Source organism: Rhodococcus sp. BP22 (assembly GCF_014281965.1).
In the GTDB taxonomy this organism is placed as follows: domain Bacteria; phylum Actinomycetota; class Actinomycetes; order Mycobacteriales; family Mycobacteriaceae; genus Rhodococcoides.
Window position 1 is genome coordinate 160151 of sequence record NZ_JACFTB010000004.1, and the last position, 20536, is coordinate 180686.

Annotated in this window: 20 protein-coding genes and 1 tRNA gene; 11 read left to right on the top strand and 10 right to left on the bottom strand. The window is 62.9% G+C overall.

Translation table 11 applies throughout. The annotated features are described in order from the left end of the window. Positions 1-49: 49 nt before the first annotated feature. The 7 genes from H2510_RS10340 to dnaG all read left to right on the top strand — a co-directional run bounded on the left by H2510_RS10340 (position 50) and on the right by dnaG (position 7561). Positions 50-961, top strand: a complete 912-nt coding sequence (locus H2510_RS10340; RefSeq protein ID WP_186628256.1) for an ABC transporter ATP-binding protein — start codon at positions 50-52, stop codon at positions 959-961. After that, positions 958-1746 (top strand): ABC transporter permease, encoded by a 789-nt coding sequence (locus H2510_RS10345; protein ID WP_186628257.1) that lies wholly within the window; start codon positions 958-960, stop codon positions 1744-1746. Before H2510_RS10340 ends, H2510_RS10345 begins: the two co-directional genes overlap by 4 nt. A gap of 43 nt (positions 1747-1789) precedes the next feature. Next, positions 1790-2911 carry a sensor histidine kinase gene (locus H2510_RS10350; protein WP_186628258.1) on the top strand — a complete coding sequence of 374 codons (1122 nt, stop codon included), beginning with the start codon at positions 1790-1792 and terminating at the stop codon, positions 2909-2911. Beyond that, positions 2908-3516 carry a response regulator transcription factor gene (locus tag H2510_RS10355; protein WP_186628259.1) on the top strand — a complete coding sequence of 203 codons (609 nt, stop codon included), beginning with the start codon at positions 2908-2910 and terminating at the stop codon, positions 3514-3516. The genes H2510_RS10350 and H2510_RS10355 overlap by 4 nt, the downstream gene beginning before the upstream one ends. Before the next feature lie 65 nt (positions 3517-3581). After that, entirely contained in the window at positions 3582-4313 is a 732-nt protein-coding gene (locus H2510_RS10360; RefSeq protein WP_186628260.1) for a YdcF family protein, read from the top strand. Then, positions 4310-5587, top strand: coding sequence for a deoxyguanosinetriphosphate triphosphohydrolase (locus H2510_RS10365; protein ID WP_186628479.1), 1278 nt, complete (start codon positions 4310-4312; stop codon positions 5585-5587). Before H2510_RS10360 ends, H2510_RS10365 begins: the two co-directional genes overlap by 4 nt. A 42-nt stretch (positions 5588-5629) precedes the next feature. Further along, on the top strand, positions 5630-7561 hold the full coding sequence (gene dnaG / locus H2510_RS10370) for a DNA primase (protein WP_186628261.1): 1932 nt from the start codon (positions 5630-5632) through the stop codon (positions 7559-7561). Here the strand turns inward: dnaG and H2510_RS10375 are convergent, their stop codons facing one another. Continuing rightward, complete coding sequence (locus H2510_RS10375) at positions 7562-7810, bottom strand: hypothetical protein (protein WP_084344795.1); 249 nt, start codon at positions 7808-7810, stop codon at positions 7562-7564. A gap of 189 nt (positions 7811-7999) precedes the next feature. Between H2510_RS10375 and H2510_RS10380 the strand changes: the two genes are divergently transcribed. Continuing rightward, a tRNA-Asn gene (locus H2510_RS10380) sits at positions 8000-8072 on the top strand. 103 nt (positions 8073-8175) lie between these two features. On the opposite strand, the gene H2510_RS10385 is transcribed toward H2510_RS10380, so the two are convergent. The 5 genes from H2510_RS10385 to H2510_RS10405 all read right to left on the bottom strand — a co-directional run bounded on the left by H2510_RS10385 (position 8176) and on the right by H2510_RS10405 (position 13297). Beyond that, positions 8176-9462 carry a competence/damage-inducible protein A gene (locus H2510_RS10385; protein ID WP_186628262.1) on the bottom strand — a complete coding sequence of 429 codons (1287 nt, stop codon included), beginning with the start codon at positions 9460-9462 and terminating at the stop codon, positions 8176-8178. A 423-nt stretch (positions 9463-9885) separates the two neighbouring features. After that, positions 9886-10536, bottom strand: coding sequence for a DedA family protein (locus H2510_RS10390; protein WP_222438576.1), 651 nt, complete (start codon positions 10534-10536; stop codon positions 9886-9888). Continuing rightward, complete coding sequence (locus tag H2510_RS10395; RefSeq protein ID WP_186628263.1) at positions 10533-11354, bottom strand: phosphatase PAP2 family protein; 822 nt, start codon at positions 11352-11354, stop codon at positions 10533-10535. Before H2510_RS10395 ends, H2510_RS10390 begins: the two co-directional genes overlap by 4 nt. Positions 11355-11750: 396 nt before the next feature. Further along, positions 11751-12098, bottom strand: coding sequence for a hypothetical protein (locus H2510_RS10400; RefSeq protein WP_186628264.1), 348 nt, complete (start codon positions 12096-12098; stop codon positions 11751-11753). Between the two features lie 401 nt (positions 12099-12499). After that, positions 12500-13297 (bottom strand): hypothetical protein, encoded by a 798-nt coding sequence (locus H2510_RS10405; RefSeq protein ID WP_186628265.1) that lies wholly within the window; start codon positions 13295-13297, stop codon positions 12500-12502. Positions 13298-13380: 83 nt separating this feature from the next. Here H2510_RS10405 and H2510_RS10410 point away from each other — a divergent pair, with 83 nt between their 5' ends. After that, the gene (locus H2510_RS10410; RefSeq protein WP_315901322.1) at positions 13381-14784 is read left to right on the top strand and encodes an ATP-binding protein; all 1404 of its coding nucleotides are present in this window, start codon (positions 13381-13383) and stop codon (positions 14782-14784) included. 203 nt (positions 14785-14987) lie between these two features. Here the strand turns inward: H2510_RS10410 and H2510_RS10415 are convergent, their stop codons facing one another. The 4 genes from H2510_RS10415 to H2510_RS10430 form a co-directional block, all read right to left on the bottom strand. After that, positions 14988-16172 carry an MFS transporter gene (locus H2510_RS10415; protein WP_261392848.1) on the bottom strand — a complete coding sequence of 395 codons (1185 nt, stop codon included), beginning with the start codon at positions 16170-16172 and terminating at the stop codon, positions 14988-14990. After that, positions 16169-16747: a Chromate resistance protein ChrB gene (locus H2510_RS10420; RefSeq protein WP_186628266.1), complete on the bottom strand. Its 579-nt coding sequence runs from the start codon at positions 16745-16747 to the stop codon at positions 16169-16171. Before H2510_RS10420 ends, H2510_RS10415 begins: the two co-directional genes overlap by 4 nt. A gap of 269 nt (positions 16748-17016) precedes the next feature. Then, positions 17017-17268 (bottom strand): SHOCT domain-containing protein, encoded by a 252-nt coding sequence (locus H2510_RS10425; RefSeq protein ID WP_186628267.1) that lies wholly within the window; start codon positions 17266-17268, stop codon positions 17017-17019. Positions 17269-17621: 353 nt separating this feature from the next. Continuing rightward, positions 17622-18302: an SDR family oxidoreductase gene (locus H2510_RS10430; protein WP_186628268.1), complete on the bottom strand. Its 681-nt coding sequence runs from the start codon at positions 18300-18302 to the stop codon at positions 17622-17624. A gap of 135 nt (positions 18303-18437) precedes the next feature. On the opposite strand from H2510_RS10430, the gene H2510_RS10435 reads away from it, so the two are divergent. After that, positions 18438-19097 carry a response regulator transcription factor gene (locus H2510_RS10435; RefSeq protein WP_186628269.1) on the top strand — a complete coding sequence of 220 codons (660 nt, stop codon included), beginning with the start codon at positions 18438-18440 and terminating at the stop codon, positions 19095-19097. Position 19098: 1 nt separating this feature from the next. Beyond that, positions 19099-20490, top strand: coding sequence for a HAMP domain-containing sensor histidine kinase (locus H2510_RS10440; RefSeq protein WP_186628270.1), 1392 nt, complete (start codon positions 19099-19101; stop codon positions 20488-20490). Positions 20491-20536: the final 46 nt, after the last annotated feature.

A 20536-nucleotide genomic window follows, 5' to 3' on the forward strand; every position in this document is an offset into this window, starting at 1 on the left:
TGACGCACGGAAGGGGTTCGACGCCCTCGACGCGAGCAGTGTTGATCTCATGACAACGACACCTTCGGTGCATCTGGACCACCTGAGCAAATCTTTCGGAAATGTCCGAGCCGTCGCGGACGTGAGTCTGCGTATCGAGCCGGGGGAAGTGGTGGCTTTCCTCGGCCCCAATGGCGCGGGGAAGACGACCACCATCGACATGATGCTCGGTCTGGCGCGACCGGACTCCGGGACGGTGAGCATCTTCGGTGAGACACCCGCAGACGCGATCAGCGCGGGGCGGGTCTCGGCCGTGATGCAGTCGGGTGGTCTGCTCAGAGACCTCACGGTGCGCGAAACGGTCCGGCTCACCGCTGCATTGTTTCCGCGGACACAACCGGTCGACGAGGTCATCGAACGCGCCGGAATCACCGCCATCGCCGACCGACGTGTCGCGAAGTGCTCGGGCGGTGAGCAGCAACGCCTGCGGTTCGCGTTGGCACTTCTGCCCGAGCCCGATCTGCTCGTCCTCGACGAGCCGACGACCGGGATGGATGTGAAGGGGCGACGTGATTTCTGGAACGCCATTCGCACCGACGCGCGAAGCGGGCGCACCGTTCTCTTCGCTACCCACTATCTAGACGAGGCAGATGCCTACGCAGATCGCATCGTGCTGCTTCGCCACGGGCGGATCGTCGCCGACGGCAGTGCCGCGGAGGTCAAGAACCTGGCATCCGGTCGCACCGTGACTGCCACGGCCATCGATGTCGATCAGCGGGCACTCCTGGCAATTCCGGGGGTCGACCGGGTGGAAACGCGGGGAGATCGAGTGATCGTCCACGGACAGGACTCGGACGCCGTTGCGCGCTACCTGCTCGGCATCGACGCCGTCGACCTCGAAATTGTCTCTCGGGGACTCGAAGACGCATTTCTCGCACTGACCACCGACTATCCAGCAGATCTCGCAGGGAGTTCGATATGACTGCAACACAGATGACTTCGCGTCCGACCCTGAATCTCGGCGGATTCAGCCCCACATTCCTCGGCCTGGAGATCAAGAGATTGATTCGCAACCGTCGGACGGTGCTGTTCACCCTCGTCATGCCGCCGGTGTTCTTCGTCATCTTCGGGACCGCGTCGGACTACTCGTCGAACTACGCGTTCGCACACGGCAACGTCACCGCGTTCATCGCCATCAGCATGGCGGTCTACGGGGCGATGCTCGCCGCTACCAGCGGGGGCGCAATGGTCTCCGTGGAACGTGCACAGGGATGGAGTCGACAACTGCGTTTGACCCCGTTGAAGCCGGTCGCCTACATCGTCACCAAGATGGCAGTGGCGATGACCATGGGACTGGCATCCATCGTCGTCGTGTTCGCGGTAGCTTCCGTCTTCGGCGCTGATATGCCGATCTGGGTGTGGATCTCGACGGGCGTCATCGCATGGCTCGGTAGTTCGGTCTTCGCGGCCTTCGGATTGTTCATGGGATATCTCCTCCCATCCGAGAACGTCATGCAGGTACTCGGCCCAGTTCTCGCCGTTCTCGCGTTCGCAGGCGGGCTCTTCGTGCCGCTGGCAGACGGCGGCTGGTTCCCTTTTGTCTCCAAGTTCACCCCGCTTTACGGGCTGGCCACGGTGGCACGCGCTCCCTTCACCGATCCCAGCGCCGCTACCCTCGCGGTGGCCGTGCTCAATCTCGCGGTGTGGGCAGGCGTATTCATCTTCGGTGCCGCTGTGCTGTTCCGTCGCGATACCCAACGTGTCTGATTCTTCGCTCACTCGTGCTGCCGACACCGATAACGTAGGCAACATGAGTGAGCGGATCGATCCACAGGCGCAGGAGGGTGGCGACCGCTTCTGGCGGTTCGGGCCGATCTTCGCTGCGGCATGGTTGATCTACCTGGCCTATCCCATCGGTGAGGTACTCGCCAAGCCCTCGTGGTTCGCGCGAGTAGCTGGGCTGACACTTGTGGTCGGGTTCGCGTTGCTCTTTCTCGGTACGTTCTGGGCATTTCGGCACGGACACCGCCACGATCGGCCGATGTCCTCGGCGCTGGCTTGGAGTTCACTCGCCTCGATGCTGGCGATCACGGCCCTGCTCTCGCTGATGCTGGGGACGACCGCATTCGGTCTGACCATCTACATCGCAGTTCTTGCCGTGATGATCCTGCCTTCGGTTCAGTCGGTCACGCTCGTTGCTGCGATGCTCGCAGCTGTCGAACTACTGCCGCGATTCGTGCCGGACTGGGAACCCGACAGCTTCTTCGGGTTCCAACTCATCGTGAGTGCCCTTGCTGCCTGGGGCATTACGCAGGTCTTTCGCCGAAACCACGAACTCGCCGAAGCCCGACAACAATTGGCGGACCTCGCCGTCGTTGCTGAACGTGAACGAATGGGGCGCGATGTCCACGACATCCTCGGACACTCACTCACCGTGATCACGGTCAAAGCCGAACTGGCCGGACGTCTGATCGACCTCGACCCTGCGCGAGCCGCCGTCGAGATCGCACAAGTCGAAGCACTCGCACGGGAAGCGCTCGGCGATGTGCGCAGCACGGTCAGTGGTGCTCGCCGCGTGGACATCGCGGTGGAGCTCGGCAATGCACGATCGGCGCTCGACGCTGCGGGGATCGGAGCTGACCTGCCTGCCGACGCCGACGATGTCCCTCTGCGAAACCGTGAACTGTTCGGTTGGGCATTGCGTGAGGGCGTCACCAACGTCATCAGGCACAGCGGTGCGCAACAATGTTCGGTCGCGCTCGATCCGACGTCGATCGTCGTGTCCGACGACGGCCGCGGGATGGCTACGGATGCGACCTCCGGGGGCAATGGTCTTCGTGGACTCGGTGAACGAGTGAAAGCTGCCAACGGCACACTCGTGCTCGGCAGCGGAGAATCCGGTGGTTTTCGCGTGGAAGTGATGTCGCAATGACAATTCGACTGTTGCTCGCCGACGATCAAGCGTTGGTGCGCGGTGCTCTGGCGGCCCTACTCGAGCTTGAATCCGATCTCGAGGTGGTGGCCGAAGTCGGCCGCGGCGATCAGGTCGTTGCCGCGGCGCTGGAACACACACCCGACGTCGCGCTTCTCGATGTGGAAATGCCGGGTATCGACGGGATCGCTGCCACCAAAGAACTACGCACCCACGTGCCCTCGTGTCGAGTGTTGATCGTCACAACTTTCGGCCGCCCCGGTTATCTGCGGCGCGCCCTCGACGCAGGCGCCGACGGATTCGTGGTCAAGGACACCCCGGCCCGGCAGCTCGCCGACGCGGTCCGGCGCGTGAACATGGGCCTCCGCGTCGTCGATCCGACGCTGGCCACGGAGACACTGACCGCCGGAGTATCGCCGTTGACTTCGCGTGAGCAGCAGGTTCTCCGTGCAGCAGTAGCAGGTGGCACGGCTGGGCGGATGGCGGCGACGCTTCATCTGTCAGAGGGGACGGTACGCAATCATCTCTCCGCGGCCATCGGTAAGACCGGCACCACCACACGTGCCGAAGCGATTCGGATTGCCCTGGATCGCGGTTGGCTCTGACCGCCGACGCCGAGTTCCCGCGCGCCCATACGACCGCGATCGCGCGCGACTGGCAAACTCGGGGAGTGAACTCGACTCTCGACCGCAATCCGTACGGCGAACCCGATGGGGATTCGTACGGTCGACCGTTGGATCAGCGCCCATCCGGCCATGATCGGCTCGGTTTCGTCGGCACGCTCGGCCGGTGGACGACGCGACTCATCCTGGGCGTCGTGCTGATGGGTCTCCTCGTCGTCGGCGGCACGGCTGTTCGAGTCTGGCAAGTGGCGCGGATCGACGACAACTCTCCGGCAGAGGCGATCGTGGTTCTCGGTGCGGCCCAGTATTCGGGTACACCGTCGACTGTGTTCGAGGCACGCCTCGATCAGGCCGCCACCCTGTACGAACAGGGCGTGGCACCGGAGATCGTCACCGTCGGCGGCAAGCAGGAAGGTGACCTGTTCACCGAAGCAGCGTCCGGGCGCAACTATCTGATCGAGCAAGGCGTGCCCGCAGACAAGATCACCGCTGTCGAGGAGGGCTCGGACACTCTCGAAAGCATCGAGGCGGTCAGCGACACCTTGCGCGAGCAGGGAAAATCGTCCGTGGTGTTGGTCAGCGACCCGTGGCATTCGTTGCGCACTCGCACAATGGCCAGGGATGCAGGCCTCGACGCATGGACCTCGCCGACGAGGACGGGCCCAGCGGTCTACACCAGGGAATCGCAGGCTCATGGAATTGCTCGCGAAACCGGGGCGCTGCTGTGGTATCAGCTCACCCACTTCACCGCCGACTTCTCTTACACGGCAGGGCAATAGCGGTGAGTGGCTACACCGATCACGACCTCGAACGGTTCGTCGCGGAACCGCGTAAGACGGCAGGGCTCGATGGCGGGCAAGAGAATGCATCTCACCGCAGCGCGTTCGCGCGGGACCGAGCACGCGTACTGCACAGTGCGGCACTGCGGAGGTTGGCCGACAAGACTCAGGTCACCGGACCGCGTGACGGAGATACCCCGCGCACGCGATTGACACATTCGCTCGAGGTGGCGCAGATCGGGCGCAGCATTGCCGAAGGACTCGGCGCCGATCCGGACCTGGTGGACCTGGCAGGCCTCGCACACGACATCGGTCACCCGCCGTACGGGCACAACGGGGAGAGGGCACTCGACGAGGTCGCCGAGAATTGCGGCGGATTCGAGGGCAATGCGCAGAACCTACGAATCCTCACCGGTCTGGAACCGAAGACTCTCGACGCCGACGGCATCAGCGTCGGCCTCAATCTCACCCGCGCATCCCTCGATGCCGCGATCAAATATCCGTGGCTGCGGCCGTCGCCGGGAGCAAAGTTCGGCGCGTACGAGGACGACGGTCGGATCCTCGATTGGGTTCGCGATGGGGCGCCGAACCGGCGCAAGTGCCTGGAGGCACAGTCCATGGACTGGGCCGACGACGTCGCGTACTCGGTCCACGACGTCGAAGACGGTGTGATCGGCGCCAGAATCGACCTCAGAGCACTCGGCGATCGTTCCGAGCAGCGCGCATTGGCCGAACTCGGAATCAGGGAATTCCGTGGTCTCGACGTAGACGAGCTGATCGAGGCTGCAGAGCGACTCTCACGCATGCCGGTTGTCGTGACGGCAGGTCGGTTCGACGGGACACTCGAAGCGTCGGTGAAGCTCAAGCACCTCACGAGCGAACTGGTCGGGCGATTCGCGACCGCTGCGATCAACGGCACCCGCGACAAGTGGGGCACCGGTTCACTGTCGAGATACGACGCCGATCTGGTCATCCCGGCGGTCGTCGCCTCTGAGGTGGCACTCCTGAAGACGATGGCGTTGCGGTACGTGATGTCCGATGCCGGACACAAGCTCCGTCAGGAACGGCAGCGGGAACGAATCCACCGCGTCGCGCAATGGTTGTTGCGCTCGGCGCCGGGGGAGTTGGACCCGATTTTCGTGCCGGCATGGAACCGCGCCCAAGACGACGCGCAGCGCACTCGCGTGGTCGTCGATCAAATTGCGTCGTACACCGAAAGTCGGCTCGAGCGGATCGACAAGCGCAGCCTGGGCGCTCAGGCCAGTTGGGGCTGATCTGATTCTTCGCAGCCGGTGCGCGGTACTAGACTGCCCGGTGTGGCCGGCCGAATTCCTGAACGAGACATAGCCGCCATCCGCGAACGCACTCGAATCGAGGACGTGGTCGGTGACTACGTCTCGCTCAAGCGCGCGGGCGGCGATTCCATGAAGGGGCTGTGCCCGTTCCACGACGAGAAGTCACCGTCGTTCCACGTGCGCCCCAACCATGGGCACTATCACTGCTTCGGCTGCGGCGAGGGCGGTGACGCCTACTCGTTCCTGCAGAAGATCGAGCACATTTCGTTCGTTGAAGCCGTCGAGCAGCTCGCAGACCGGCTGAACTACTCCATCACCTACGAAGGTGGCGGGCCGTCGGTTCAGCGGGATCGCGGCACACGCGCACGGCTGATCGCGGCCAACGCTGCCGCGCAGGAGTTCTACGCTGCACGGCTCCGCGAGCCCGACGCGCAGGCGGCGCAGGACTACCTCACCGAACGCGACTTCGACGGGCAAGCCGCACTCACCTATGGGTGTGGATACGCCCCCGACGGCTGGGACACCCTCACCAAGCATCTGCTGAGCAAAGGTTTCGAGGCCAAAGAAATCATCGACGCCGGCCTGGCCACGCCAGGCAAGCGCGGCACCCCGATCGACCGATTCCGCCGTCGCCTGGTTTGGCCGATCCGCAGTCAAAGCGGCGACGTCATCGGCTTCGGCGCACGAAAGCTCTTCGACGACGACACCATGCCCGGCAAGTACATCAACACCCCGGAAACCATGCTGTACAAGAAGTCTCAGGTGCTGTTCGGTCTGGACATGGCACGCAAGGACATCGCCAAGTCGCACCAGGCCGTCATCGTCGAGGGCTACACCGACGTCATGGCAATGCACCTGGCCGGCGTCAAGACCGCCGTCGCGTCGTGCGGTACTGCCTTCGGTGAAGACCACCTGGCAATGCTGCGTCGACTCATGATGGACGACAGCTACTTTCGCGGCGAGGTCATCTACACCTTCGACGGTGACGCGGCAGGAAAAGCAGCCGCGATGAAAGCATTCGAAGGCGATCAGAAGATCGCCGGGCAAACGTTCGTCGCCATCGCCCCCGACGGGATGGATCCCTGCGAGTTACGCCAGAAGTCCGGCGATCCTGCCGTGCGCGATTTGGTGGCGCGTCGGACACCGATGTTTGCGTTCGTCGTCAAATCGCTGCTGAGCGAACATGATCTGGACACCCCCGAGGGCCGCGTCGAAGCTCTGAAGCGGACGGTCCCCGTCGTTGCCCGCATCAAGGACGGCTCGTTGCGTGACGAGTACGCCCGCCAGCTCGCCGGGTGGACCGGCTGGGACGACACCGCGATGGTGCTCGCCAGAGTGCGGGACGAAGCCAAGAGGATCGCTCGGGGCGGCGGAGACGCCAACAACAAGCGCGTGCCGTTCGAGAAGCGTCAGGAGCCGAAGCCGGAAACACCGGCCGGCCCTCCGCGACCGCAACCGCGAGATCCGGCGCTGTGGCCGCAGCGCGAAGCCCTCAAGGCCGCGCTGCAGAACCCCTCGATCGCCGGCTCCGTGTTCGATTCGTTGCCCCCGGAGACATTCACACATCCCGCCTACGCGGCCGTCAGTGCGGCTGTCACAGCTGCCGGCGGCACCGCTGCGGGGCTCGGCGGAGGCGAATGGGTCGATGCCGTCGCCAAACGCGCCGAGGGACCTGTCATTCAGTCACTCGTCATGGAGTTGGCCGTCGAACACATACCGGTCGCCGACATCGCGCTGACTCGCTACATCAACGGCGTGATGGCCCGCTTGCAGGAAGTGTGGGTCGGTGAGCAGGTCGCCGAACTCAAATCCAAGATGCAGCGCATGTCACCGCAGGAGAACCCGGACGAGTACTACGCACTGCTCGGCGACGTCATCGCCCTCGAACAGTACCGGCGAAGCCTGCTCGAGCAGGCCATCGGCAACGTGGAGGACGATTCAGCCGCCGGCTAGCTACTTCCTGCGGAGCTGATCCTGCGGGATGTACAGCTGCGACTCGTCGTCGATCGTCTTCATGGGCTCGAGCTTCGGCTGCGTGTTCAACGAGTCCGACAGCTTCTGCCTGCTCACATCGAGAACCTTCCTCGTAGCTGGACTCCCGGCGACGGCTGCAGCTGTCTTACGGATCTGCTCGTAGCGACCACGACCAGCCTTGGCTCCGAGTACGTACGCCGCTCCAGCAGCCAGAACCAAACGAATCATCAAAGTCCTCCCACAGTGTTTGCCGGTCATCAGTGTTGCCGGTCATTGACGTAGGCGCCACTTCACCTACCTCTACGCGCGTCCCACCATCCTGCCTGACTCGGCTCCACCAGGGCGATTTGGTACTCCCATGGGGGTGTGCGCTATGGTTTCTCTCGGCGCACACGAGAGTGTGACGCCGTGAAGTAATCCCCTGTAGCTCAATTGGCAGAGCTTCCGACTGTTAATCGGACGGTTGCTGGTTCGAGTCCAGCCGGGGGAGCAGTGATAGACCCTCTGACCAGCGATTCGATCGCTTGGTCAGAGGGTCTTTCTGCGTTTCGGGACCAACTGATCACGACCACCGCGCCCGAGAACGATGTCGATCAATTCACAGGCCCCAACGCGTCGGCGAGCATGTGCATCGCCGCTGTAGTGGACAGCGCACGCACGCTTGCGCGGTCGCCGGGGAGCCGGAGTGTGCGCGTCATGGTCGGTCGGTCGGCAGAGGCAATCGCGAAGCAGACAGTGCCGACCGGTTTGAGGTCGGTGCCGCCCCCCGGTCCCGCGACGCCACTGGTGGATACCGCGATGTCGACGCCGAGTCTGCTCCGTGCGCCCTCCGCCATCTGGGCGGCCACTTCTTCACTGACAGCGCCGTGTTCTTCGATCATCTCGGCGGGGACGTCGAGGAGCCCGGTTTTCGCCTCGTTGGCGTAGGACACGACCGCGCCGATGACGTACGCCGACGATCCCGCGCGATCGGTGAGACGTGCGGCGATCATGCCACCTGTGCACGATTCTGCGGTGGCAATCCGATGGCCGGCCAACAGGTTCGCGACGATGTCGTCGATGGTGGATCCGTCGATCGAAAAGACCTGCGCGCCATGTTGTTCGTCGATGAGACTTGCGAGGTCCGTGTATGCGGTTGCGGCAGGCTCTGCATAGCGGGTCACCATCTCGAGCTCGCCGAGTTGCAGGCAAGTGGTGATTTCGAGATCGCCGAATCCCGTGATCTGGCGCTCCGCTGTCCGTAGCGTTGCAGCGAGGTCAGCTTCGGACAGCCCGTACGCACGAATGGTGTTCTGACGGATTTGAGTGCTTCGGGCCAGTACCTCGGCGACCGGTGCGCTGTCGAGTGCCTCCGGCCACATCGCCTGCAGTTCGCGAGGCGGGCCGGGCAATATCAGGACAGCGGGCAGTGTTCCGGAGTCTCCGGCAGGTATCGCTACACCGGGGGCGGTTCCGGTCGGTGGAATGGAATACGCACCGTGCGGAACCATTGCCTGCTTGCGAATACCTGCCAACAACGGCTCTGAGTCGGTTGCAGAACTCAACCGGCTTCGCCATCGCTGCACGATTGCGTGGATGCGTTGTTCGAGTTCCTCGTCGAGGTGCAATTCACGGCCGTACAGAGCGGCAACGGTCTCCACGGTGAGATCGTCAGCGGTCGGGCCCAAGCCTCCGGTGGTGACGATCAAGTCGACGCGCTGATCCGCGAGAAATTGTAGTTGCGCCGTCAGGTCCTCGGGCCGGTCACCGCAGATCGTGATGTGGGCAACGTCCACTCCCATCTCCAGTAGTCGCTGGGCCACCCACGGGCCGTTCCTGTCGGTGACCCGACCGGCCAGAACTTCGTTTCCCGTAACCACAACACCCGCACGCACAGTCATTGTTCGACCATACTGGCGACCGCCTTATCGCCTCGGACAGTCGCACCGTTGTCCGGCACTGTGATTTCTGCTCGACCATGCAGAGCGGACCACCATCTCCGGTGTAGCAACGACTGATGTCCTCGGTTTTACACCACCGTCATCGGTAGCGGCGGATCTGCTCCGACGCTTGCCACAGGTTCGGCCGGAACGAGCAAACGGAGAGACCTGTCGGACTGCATTGCTGATCGGACGGTTGCCGGTTCGAGTCCCCCTCTGGGTTGGTAGTGCGGCACACCTTGCCGGCAACGTGCATTGGTCTCGGGCCGGATGTTCAAGAGGCACAGGGTGCCTACGAACTCGGAACAACGACCTTCGAACAGACCGAAGCCCCGACACCTGTATTCGGTGTGGGCGGCCGCGGCCGTGTTACGCGAGTGCGCGTCAGGCCGATACTTCGGTCGTTTTCTTGGTCCGGGATCGGAGGTAGTTGACGGCGATCGGGAGTATCGAGAGCACGACAACTCCGATGAGTATGATCTCGATGTGATGGCGCACGAATGGAATTCCGCCGAGTAGATACCCTAGCGTCGGTACACCAATACCCCACGCCGCTGCGCCGATGATGTTGTAGACGAGGAATGTTCGGTATTTCATGCCCGATGCTCCCGCCATGACAGGCGCGAGCGTCCGGACGACGGGTACGAATCGGGCGAGAACGACTGTGCGAGCGCCGTATTTGTCGAAGAAGGCTCGAGCCCGTGCGAGTTGGGCGGGGCCGAGTCGTTTGGCATCGGGGCGATCGAAGACAGCGGGGCCGGCGGCACGTCCGATCAAGTACCCGCATTGATCACCGAGGGCTGCTGCAATCGGTGCGGACACGAGGATCACCCATAACGGAACGAATGGATCGGCTTGCGCGACCAGTACTCCGGCAGTGAAGAGCAGGGAGTCGCCGGGGAGGAAGAATCCGATCAACAGACCCGTCTCGACGAAGATCACGGCGAGCAGTCCGATCAACCCGAATGTGGCGAGGAGGGTGCTCGGGTCCATTAAACCTCCGGTCAGTGCCGATGCCACAGCGTTCGATGTCATAAGGAGATCCTGTTCATGATGGTCAGTCGCGATGGAGTGGGTTCGTCCGCGGTCGCAGTGTCGAGTCGGTGTAGCGCGTAGCCGCCGAGGGTGACCATGGCTGCGGCGATGAGTGCGCCGGCGCAGACGTCGGTGAGCCAGTGGACTCCGAGATACATGCGTGTGCAGGCAACAACGACGGTGAGGGCGAGTGCGATAGCGAGGAGCAGGGCGCGCACAGCCGTCGGGCGTCGCGCGCTGGCGATGAGCGCGATCATCATCAGTAGGGCTCCGCTGCCGGTGACGTGTCCTGATGGGAATGAGTGATCGGTTTCGAGTATCAGTTGCATCGACAGTGGTGGGCGGTCGCGGCCGACGATCAGTTTCAGTGCGGTGCACAGGATCGATGCTGTGGCGACGGTCGCAAGCAATATCACCGCTGGGCCGTATCGCTTGGTTCGCCAGATCAGCGCTACTGCGATGAGGATGCCCAATGCTGCTGTTTCGGGTGGGCCGCCTGCGGTGGTGATGGCTATTGCGAGGTGATCGAGGGTGGAATTGCGGTGGTCGACGAACCATTGGGCGGTGGGTGCATCGGCGCCGGTGAGAGCGCCGTTGCTGTGTACCGCGATGGCTAGGACCAGTACAGCGAAGGCGTAGCCGAGTGCGGAGAGGATCGCCGCGCGGGCTCCGTTCTCGCGTGTCCTGAGCATGATTCCGAGTACGACGAGGCCGAGGGCTATCGCGAGGCCGGCGGCTTCGACGTCGGCGGAGGCGGCTTCGGTGACTACTTCGGTGACCGTTGCGTGCACGGCGGACGTCGATGAGGAGAGGAGCACGGTTTCAGTGTGCAGAAGTGCTCCTGAAGAACCGCTGAAAGCGTATCGCCGGTCACAGCAGGGGCGTTCCATGCTGCGTAGCCCGGGGTTGTCAGCGACCGTACATACGACACCGACGCAAGCGAGAGGAGAACTAGCGCGGCGATTGCGGGCATCTTCCAGATCTTCACCTCGCGGTGCGAGATCTGCGAGTCCGCGCTGTGATCCGGCAGTGTCGGAAGGGTCGGTGCGAGCATGAGCGGCTCCTGACAGAAGTGAGCCGATCTATGCCGATCATGCACGGGAGGTGCTGAAGAAACGCTGAAAGATGCTGCTGTACAAGAGGATAGTGAGTTCGATATGCGGGCAGCGCCCGAAGGCTATCAACCTTCGGGCGCTACGGATTGGTTGGCGGAGTTACTGTCCCGGTGCGTCCGCGACGTCGCCGGGCTCGGGCAGGTCAACTGAGGCGGGTGCGTCCGGGGTGTCGCCTGCTTCGGGTACGTCGGCGGCGCCCGGCGCATCCGGGGTGTCGCCTGCTTCCGGAACATCTACAGTCCCTGGTGCGTCCGGAGTGTCGCCTGCATCCGGAACATCCGCTGCGCCAGGTGCGTCGGGTGTGTCTCCGGCTTCCGGTGTGTCGACGACACTGCTGTCTGGTGCTGCACTGTGATCGAGAGTTTGTGCGGCAGCGATGCCGCCACCGATGGATGCTCCGGCCAGCAGGACGGCGGCTACTGCAACGATCTTGTTTTTGGTGTTCACGAGGTTCCTTCGGTTGTCGGGGTGCACATTTCATGCGTGCGGTACATGTTCGACTATGCCCACCGGCTCCTGAAAGATCCCTGTGGAGAGCTGAGAGAGCACGAATGTGTGTTCCCATCGCGCAACTTCGGATCCGCTACGCGCCATGTAGGGATCTGCTTGCATTGCGGTGCGATCAGCGGACCCGGCTACCTGCGACATTCAGGTACGGGAGTTTTGATCGATTCCGCCGACAGTATCTGTTCGGGCCTGGCGGGGCAGGGCCATGGTGTTCGCCGTCTATCCGCCTCGTGAGATGTCAAGCCCCGGCAGCAACGGAGGAACCTTGCGTCGCTACAGCGGGGAAATGATTCTGCAGCGAAGCGAGCTATCGGTGCAGCTCGTAGAGAATTCGCGTGGTGTCAGGCCCTCGCCGCATCTTTCGCATCTGGGTTGTCCACCGTGGTGTCGATGACGTCGGCTTTGGTGATGCTCAGGTACGCCACGGAACCAACGATGGCAATCACGAACACGGCGGTGACGAGGGTCGGTCCGAGTCCGAGGCCGCCGGCAGTCTTGTCCTGGGTCAGGTAGTCACCGATGGAGGCGCCGAGTGGGCGTGTGACGATGTAGGCGATCCAGAATGCAAGGACTGCATTGAGCCGTAGGGCGTAGTGCGCGGCGGCGACCAGGGCGATGATGGCGGCGAAGATGAGCGCCGAGGTGAGGTATCCCAGTTCGATCTGCTCTGCGACGAGGTCGCCTGCAGCGGTGCCGAGTGCGAAGGTGAACAGGATTGCGAGCCAGTAGAATCCTTCGCGACGGCGGGTCCGGATGCTGTGAATCGAGAGTGTTCCCTCGGAGATGTACCAGGCTGCGAAGGTGAGGATCAGTCCGGCGGTGAAGAATCCGGTACTTGTTGCCAGTGGTACACCGAAGTTGTCGGTGAGGTTGTCGGTGATCAGCGTGCCGGCGACGCTGATCAGGATGACCACGAGCCAATAGATCCATGGCACGTACCGCCGGAGGGTGAACTGGTAGATCAGCGCTGCGGCCAACATGATGCCGACGACGAGGGTGGTCCTGGTGAGACCGAAGCCGAGATCGACGTTGAGTGCGTCGGCGGCTGTCTCGCCGACGGTGGTTCCCAGGATTTTGATGATCCAGAAGTAGAGCGTCACCTCGGGGACTTTGCTCGCCAACATGCGTGTGGTGGTCATGGACAACGACTCTGACAGGGTGTTCCTGAAGGGATGCTGAAGATGGTCGTTGTCTTCGGCGCTGAAGGTAGGACACTGGGGGCGTGAGTTCCTACATCGATGTGTTGCGGCCACGACGTTGGACTGTGCGGGTGCGTTCGGCGGTTGCTACGACCCTGGTACTTGCTGTGTGCCTAATCGTCGCCGGTGGCGCGTTGCTGAGTGTTCTCTACAGCTCTCTCGAATCCTCTGCCCGTACTGCTGCGGTGGCTCGCGCGGTGCAGGTCTCCGAGCAACTCCAGACCGATTCACCGTCGCAGATCGACGACTCGTTGCTGGCTACCGATGGTCAAATCGGGATTCTGCAGGTCGTCGATGCGTCCGGGGCGGTACTGGCTTCCTCGAGTGGAGATGGTGATGCGCCGCTGTCGACTTTTCAGGTTCCGTCGTCGACCACGCAGGATCTCGGGCGTGTGGAACGCGGCAAGAGTGGCGATTTCTGGGTGACGGGCCGCGGCGCGATGAGTGCAGAGGGGCCGGTGACGGTATTGGTGGGTGCCGACCGGGAGCCGGTCGAAGACGTCGTCACCACGGTCGCGGTTCTACTGACGATCGTCGGCCCTATCGTGATCGCGCTCGTCGCGTTAGCGACGTACCGACTCGTCGGTGCGGCGTTGAGCCCCGTCGAACGTATCCGGACCCGGGTGGCATCGATCTCCAATGGCCAACTTGGGGAGCGTATTCCGGTTCCGGAAGCACATGACGAGATCGCTCGACTTGCGGTGACGATGAACGAGATGTTGGAGCGCCTCCACGCTGGGCAGCGTGCGCAGCAGCGATTCGTCAGTGATGCCTCCCATGAACTCCGGAGCCCGCTCGCCACCATCACTGCCGCTCTCGAGCTTGCCGCAGCACGGCCGGAGTTGATCGATGCGACATTGATAGACGATTCGCTGCTTCCTGAGGCGCGCCGGATGCGGGGGTTGATCGAAGATCTCTTGTTGCTTGCTCGTTCGGACGAGCAGCAGAGCGCTGCCAGTGCGGTCGATGTCGATCTCGATGACCTTTTGTATGAGGAGGGTAAACGTGTCGGATCGATGTCGGAATTGAGTGTTCGGACGTCGATTGTTGCGGTTCGGGTGGGCGGTGATCAGCAGGCGTTGGCGCGGATGGTGCGTAATCTCGTCGACAATGCGGTTCGGCATGCGCACAGTCGAGTGGAACTGTCCTGCGCAGAGTCGGGTGGGTCTGCTCTGATCACGGTCGATGATGATGGGCCGGGTATTGCGGAGTCGGAGCGGGTGCGAGTGTTCGATCGGTTTGTGCGCCTGGATGCGTCGCGAACGCGTGGTGAAGGCGGTGCGGGGTTGGGTTTGGCTATTGTTGCCGGTACGGTCGCTGCGCATGGTGGGTCGGTGACTGTTCTTCGGTCGCCACTGGGTGGAGCCCGTTTCGAGGTCAGACTCCCCGTACGCCCATCTCACGCATCCAACGATCCGCAGCCGTGAATGAGTTGGACAGCCCTACCGTCTTCAATCACGGGCCTGTCGATGGAATTGTCGTCACGGGGCGGCAGCAAGGGTGGTGGCCGTAGGACTCGTGCAGATAACGGGCTGGTCCGTATGGACATGGTTTCGCAGAGAGATGTTGATAATGCCGAGGCCGTGCTGGTTCCGTTCAGATGTGCGCGGTGCTCTGCGGAGTTCCGTTGCTAATGTTGCGGGTCACGATCGGACTCAGATTTTCGCCGTCGAGTGGCCGAAGCTCCGACGAGCAGGACCAGGGCTGCGAGTGCGCCGAAACCTGCGGTCAGTGTTGTCGCGGCCGCGACCCCGGCGACGAGGAGTGGGCCACCGGCGTCGCCGAGTTCACGGCCGAGTTCAGCGGCACCCATGGTCTGACCCATGCGTTCTTCGGGGGTGGAGGCAGCGAGCGATGCAAATGCGATGGGAGTGATGATCCCGGTACCGATTCCAATGGCGACGCCGGCACCTAGGAGACCGGCCAGTCCGGGAAGCATCGCGGCGGCAAGGCCGAGAGCAGTCAAGCCCAGCCCGGCGGCCATACCAGCCGTAGCGGAGATCGTGCGGCTATCGAGGGCGCGCCCGGCGCGTGGTTGCGTCAATGCAGCGCATAACGCCAGTACTGACACTGCTGCTCCTGTTTCGATGGACCCCAGGCCGGCGGCGGCGCCGGAGACCGGGAGGAATCCGACTCCGACTGACAGTGCTGCGGTTGCAGCAGCGAGCGCAATGGTGGGCCGTAGGAAGTGAGAGTCGCTCAGACGGCGGGCGAGATCGATCACTGTTTGGCGTTGACGAGGAAGTGCGGGCACTGCCGGCACGACTGCTCGAGCCCAGATCGCGACAGCGCCTGCGAGGACGGTCGTCACGGCGAACAGTAGTGCGAGATCGCCTAACCACACTATTGCGCCGCCCAGTAGTGGGCCGGCGGTGTAGCCGAGGCTCTTGTAGAAACCGTATGTGCCGAAACCTTTTCCGCGCTTGGCCTTCGGGTTCAGGCGCGCTACCAGCGAGCTTGCTGCGGGGGAGAATGCCGACGCTGCGGCACCTTGCCCCAGGCGCGCGAGCCATAACCAGTTCGTGTCAGCGACGAGGACGAACAGGAGTGAGGCTGCGGCGAACCCGATCAAACCGCCGAGGAGGACCGGTTTGGCCCCGATCTTGTCGGCGAGTGTCCCGAAAACCGGCTTGAGGAGTACTTCGGCACCGTCGTAGAGGGCCAGGAGTAGGCCGAGGTATAGGAGTGAGTCGGCGAGATTGTCGAGGTCGAATACGAGATTCGCTGCGACGGCATGGGCGCCGAATGCCGTGGTGAAACCTGCCGCGTACAGGGGCCACATGCGCCACCGTTCCACGGCGGTTTCATTGTTCATGCGTGGTGGTTGTTGTCGATGGATTCGGGATCGTGCAGGGCGGATATCACGCGTTCGGAGTAGTCCTCGAATCGCTGCCCACATTCTTGCAATTCTTCTGTGGCACGTTCGGAGTTGTTTGTGCCGAACACATCCCGTGCTTTCAGATCACGATGCCAGCGGCGTAGTCGGTCGAGGCTCTGATCCTCTTCTTCGAGTTCGGCCAAGGTGAACTTGCGAATCCTGATCTCCTTGTCGAGTTCAGCCTTGTATTTGGCGCAGTCGGAAAGGAATTCGTTCCAGTCATCCTCGCGTGCAGCGGTGAACATCGCCTCGAACCGGGCACCGTCCTCGGTGGTGGCACCGGTCGCGTGAAGGAAGATGATCTCACCTCCGGCCCGTTCGACCAGGGCGGTGGCGCGGTCGATTCCGGCGGAGAATGCCGGCACATTGGGTACGGCCCAGGTGCCCTGGCCGATCGACAATGCGCCCATTTTGCGAAGTTCGCGCCATACCGCAACACGGTGTCGTGATGGTTCGGCCGGGATCTGGGTCAAGATTATTCGCCAGTGGGTAGAGGCTTCTTTATCGCGCACCAGGTAAATGTATCAGCCGTTACATTTGTTCAACGTGTTCTGGTTACTTGTTGCTCCTCAGTCGACGTATCCCGGCTGGTCAGTCGGAGGTTGGATGGTAGTCACCGGCCTCGTCGAGCGCGTCTGCAACTTGGCTTCGGCTGAGAAGCGAATCGGAGTCGATCGACGCCGTCGAAAAACCACTGGCGACCCATGGGTATGCCGGTGTCAATGTTGCGAGCAGCCACAACTGGCAGGGTCAGCACCAATTTCGGGTGCGTTGGATTTGTCTACTGTTGGCGCAGGGTCGTGAGCCGTGCGCGGTAGTCGTCCGCGTCGATCTCACCGCGGGCGTACCGCTCAGCCAGCAACTGCTCAGCGGTGTACAGCACGGGGGGATGCGTCGGCTGGGATCCATGCGCCCCCTGTGATCGGAGTAGCAGAAGTACTCCGGTTATCAGTACACCCCAGAACACCACCATCCCGATGATCATCAATGCATAACTCCACCCACTGGGATCGTTGCCATGCCAGTACATCATTTTGTCTACTCCTCGGGCTGTCGGTGGATCGACCAACGACTGAACTGAATGCCACCGTGTGCCAAGTCGGAAGTCGGTAGTTTCAGTATCGGTGCACGTCAGGGCGCAAAGATAGGGCCCTTCGTCCTATTCCCCAGAACAATTTGTCACCGGTCGAGCTATCTGTTGGACCGACCGCGTTCGTGGTTGAGTCCGAACTTTAGGCGTTAGCGCGATGCGCCCGCGTTTGTTGGAGAATTCGATTTCTGATTGTGCAGCTCGGTTGGTAGTCGAGGCCGAGCGCGCGGGCCTCATCCCGCAGAGATCTGCACTGCACTCGACACTCCGAACCCGGCGGTTCCCCCGGCGCCGACTCAGTTGAAATCGGTGCTGGCCACTTCGCGGTCGGTACCGACGATCGCCGCGAGGACACGGTCGGCGACCACCTCGGGGCTCAGGCCCTCGGGCATCTTCGGCGCACTACCTGCAATCGCGCGACCGGCCAGGCCGGTCTCAGTGTGCGGTGGCCGGACGTCGACCACGCGAATCTTGCTACGTCGCGCCTCTTTCGCTGCCGCGACAAATAGCGTTGATACCGCAGCCTTTACAGCGGAATACGTCGCCATACCGGCGACCGGTTGCTCGGCCAGCACCGCGCTGATCCCGACGATCACCCCGCCCTCTTCCACGACGTGCAACGCCGCCCGTAGCAGCCGCAGCGGGGCAAGGAAGTCGACGAGCACAAGGTCGTCCACGGTGTCGTCGTCAATTTCGGCAACCGGACCGAATGCAGCGACGCCCGCCGCGATGACCACACCGTCGATGCGACCATGGTGGTCTTTCGCCTCCGCGATCACTGACCGCGCCGCATCGGGTTCACGCAAGTCTGCCGTGACTTTATGCGCGCCCTCGATCCCGAGAGCGTCGAGTCCCTCGCCGGACCGCCCGCTGATGGTGAGCGACGCACCCTGTTGGGCGAGCAGTTTCGCGATGCGAGAACCCAGTGCGCCGGTGGCACCGACGACGACGAACACTTTGCCGGACAGATCAGTCATCACCCCATAGTGCACTTCGTTGGCATGTCCACGCCGAAGAATTCCCTGCTTCGAACGTGATCTCGCGGTTGCATCTTCACCACGTCGGGGGAGGTGCAGGGGGGCGGGATGCCGCGCTGGCCTATGTTGGCGTCAATGCGCATTGCGGTGGTGGAGGACGACGACGGAGTCGGTGACGCGTTGTTCGACGCGCTGACCGAGGTCGGGCATGCGCCTGTACGCATGCGCCGCGGTGCCGATTTGTTGCTGGGATACCACGACATGGATGTCGTACTGCTCGATCTCGGTCTGCCGGATATGGACGGCCTGGAGGTTCTCCGCAAGCTTCGGACGTTGAGTTCGGTCCCGGTGGTGGTGCTGACTGCGCGCGACGACGAACGCTCGGTGGTTCGGGCCCTTCGCGGCGGGGCGGACGATTACGTCGTCAAACCAGCTCGGTTGGGGGAGCTGCACGCGCGACTCGAGGTGGCGGCGCGTCGTCGAAGCGCGTCGAGCGAACCTGCCACCGACGGTCTGGTTCTCGGCGACATCGTCGTCGATCTCGTCGGCCGCACTGCGGAAGTCGACGGACGCGACATTGCGCTGACGACCAAGGAGTTCGAACTCCTCGCTCATCTCGTGACGCGACGCGGTGAAGCGGTCAGCCGGGAACAGCTGATGGACGCAATCTGGGGTGACGCGTACGTCGCGATTTCACGGACACTCGACGTGCACATGACCGCGTTGCGTTCCAAGCTCGCGCGACCCGGCACCATCGTCACCATCCGCGGCTTCGGCTACCGCTGGGACACGTGAGATGCGTCGCCGTGTTCTGGTGGTGCTGATGATCTACTCCACCGTCGTCGTCCTCGCACTGGCGGTGCCCCTGGGGTTGCTGGTCGGCCGCGAACGAGCCCAACGATTCGGCGAGAACCGGGCCGCAGCAGCAACCTTTTTCGCTGAACTCAGTTCACGAGAAGGCGAGTCCGGTGTACCTCGCCTCCGAGAGTCCCTGCAGCGCTACAACAGTCTGTACGACGAGGGGATCGTCATCGTCGACCGTACCGGATCGCCTCGTGCGCTGGCGGGCCTGGACATCGAGCGAGCCGACGTGCAGCAGGCGATAGCAGGAGCGTTGCGGAACCAACGTGGGTACCTCCCGTCGAGTGTGACGCCATGGTCGCAGTCCTCGGTGTTGGTCGCCGCCCCGGTCGGCGGGGGCACACAGGTCGACGGCGCCGTGGTGATCGCAGCGTCCACCGATGTCGTGCGTAGGGACGTCGCCGTGGCGTGGGTAGTCATCGCCGTCGGTGCACTGCTGATTCTTGCTACCGTCGCGGTGATCGCTGCTGCCCTGTCGCGCTGGGTCGTTCGTCCACTGACCGCATTGTCCTCGCGTGTCCATTCGTTCGGCGACAAGTTCCACGATCGACTTCCGATCGCAGGTTCCCGCATGCCGAAGCCCGCGGAGTACGTGGGGCCGCCGGAAGTTCGAGAACTGTCCAGTGCGTTCGACGCCATGGCAGACGACGTCGAGGCAGCGACGGCTGCGCAGCGCCGACTGGTTGCGGACACCGCCCACGCTCTTCGTAACCCTTTGGCGGCACTGAGAATCCGACTGGATGTGCTGGGGATGAAGGTGCCCGATTCGGCAACCGACGCACACCTCAAGACCACACTCGAAGTCGACCGTCTGACTACCGTCGTCGAAGATCTACTCGTTCTCGCCGCCGCCGAGACGCCCTTCACGAAGCAGGCAACCGGGTGCGACGTAGGTGCGGCGATCGCCGCTCGTGTCGAATTCTGGTCGAGCACAATGACGGTGGCGGGGATCGGTGTGCACGTGGAAAGCCCCGAGGAGAAGACCCGTGCCGCGATATCGGAGGACGACCTGATTCGAATTCTCGACGCCTTACTCAGCAACGCGACGAAATACGCAGGCGCCGGTGCAGACGTCGAAATCGGCCACCTAACAAGCGAAGGCCACGTCACCGTGTGGGTGTCCGATAGCGGGCCGGGTGTGCCCACCGACGAACTCCCGAAAATCGTCGATCGGTTCTATCGGGCGTCGAGCGCCCACGGTGAAGGCACCGGTCTCGGCTTGTCGATCGTCCACGCGCTGACCGAGCGGGCAGGCGGAACTATCGAGGTGAGTGCGCGTCGACCCTCGGGTTTGAAAATTGAGCTCACTTTCCTAAGGGAGTGTTAGGAAAGTCGGAACAGCTTGGTTTTGGTCTGTGCCTGCGGTCACAGTA

Bases quoted from the DNA above. Each gene is read 5' to 3' on its own strand.
- H2510_RS10350 (WP_186628258.1), top strand. From the start codon at position 1,790: ATGAGTGAGCGGATCGATCCACAGGCGCAGGAGGGTGGCGACCGCTTC.
- H2510_RS10440 (WP_186628270.1), top strand. From the start codon at position 19,099: ATGCGTCGCCGTGTTCTGGTGGTGCTGATGATCTACTCCACCGTCGTC.
- H2510_RS10345 (WP_186628257.1), top strand. From the start codon at position 958: ATGACTGCAACACAGATGACTTCGCGTCCGACCCTGAATCTCGGCGGA.
- H2510_RS10375 (WP_084344795.1), bottom strand. From the start codon at position 7,810: ATGATTCGTTTGGTTCTGGCTGCTGGAGCGGCGTACGTACTCGGAGCC.
- H2510_RS10430 (WP_186628268.1), bottom strand. From the start codon at position 18,302: ATGACTGATCTGTCCGGCAAAGTGTTCGTCGTCGTCGGTGCCACCGGC.
- H2510_RS10435 (WP_186628269.1), top strand. From the start codon at position 18,438: ATGCGCATTGCGGTGGTGGAGGACGACGACGGAGTCGGTGACGCGTTG.
- H2510_RS10340 (WP_186628256.1), top strand. From the start codon at position 50: ATGACAACGACACCTTCGGTGCATCTGGACCACCTGAGCAAATCTTTC.
- H2510_RS10355 (WP_186628259.1), top strand. From the start codon at position 2,908: ATGACAATTCGACTGTTGCTCGCCGACGATCAAGCGTTGGTGCGCGGT.
- H2510_RS10385 (WP_186628262.1), bottom strand. From the start codon at position 9,462: ATGACTGTGCGTGCGGGTGTTGTGGTTACGGGAAACGAAGTTCTGGCC.
- H2510_RS10405 (WP_186628265.1), bottom strand. From the start codon at position 13,297: ATGACCACCACACGCATGTTGGCGAGCAAAGTCCCCGAGGTGACGCTC.
- H2510_RS10425 (WP_186628267.1), bottom strand. From the start codon at position 17,268: ATGATGTACTGGCATGGCAACGATCCCAGTGGGTGGAGTTATGCATTG.
- H2510_RS10415 (WP_261392848.1), bottom strand. From the start codon at position 16,172: ATGAACAATGAAACCGCCGTGGAACGGTGGCGCATGTGGCCCCTGTAC.
- H2510_RS10390 (WP_222438576.1), bottom strand. From the start codon at position 10,536: ATGACATCGAACGCTGTGGCATCGGCACTGACCGGAGGTTTAATGGAC.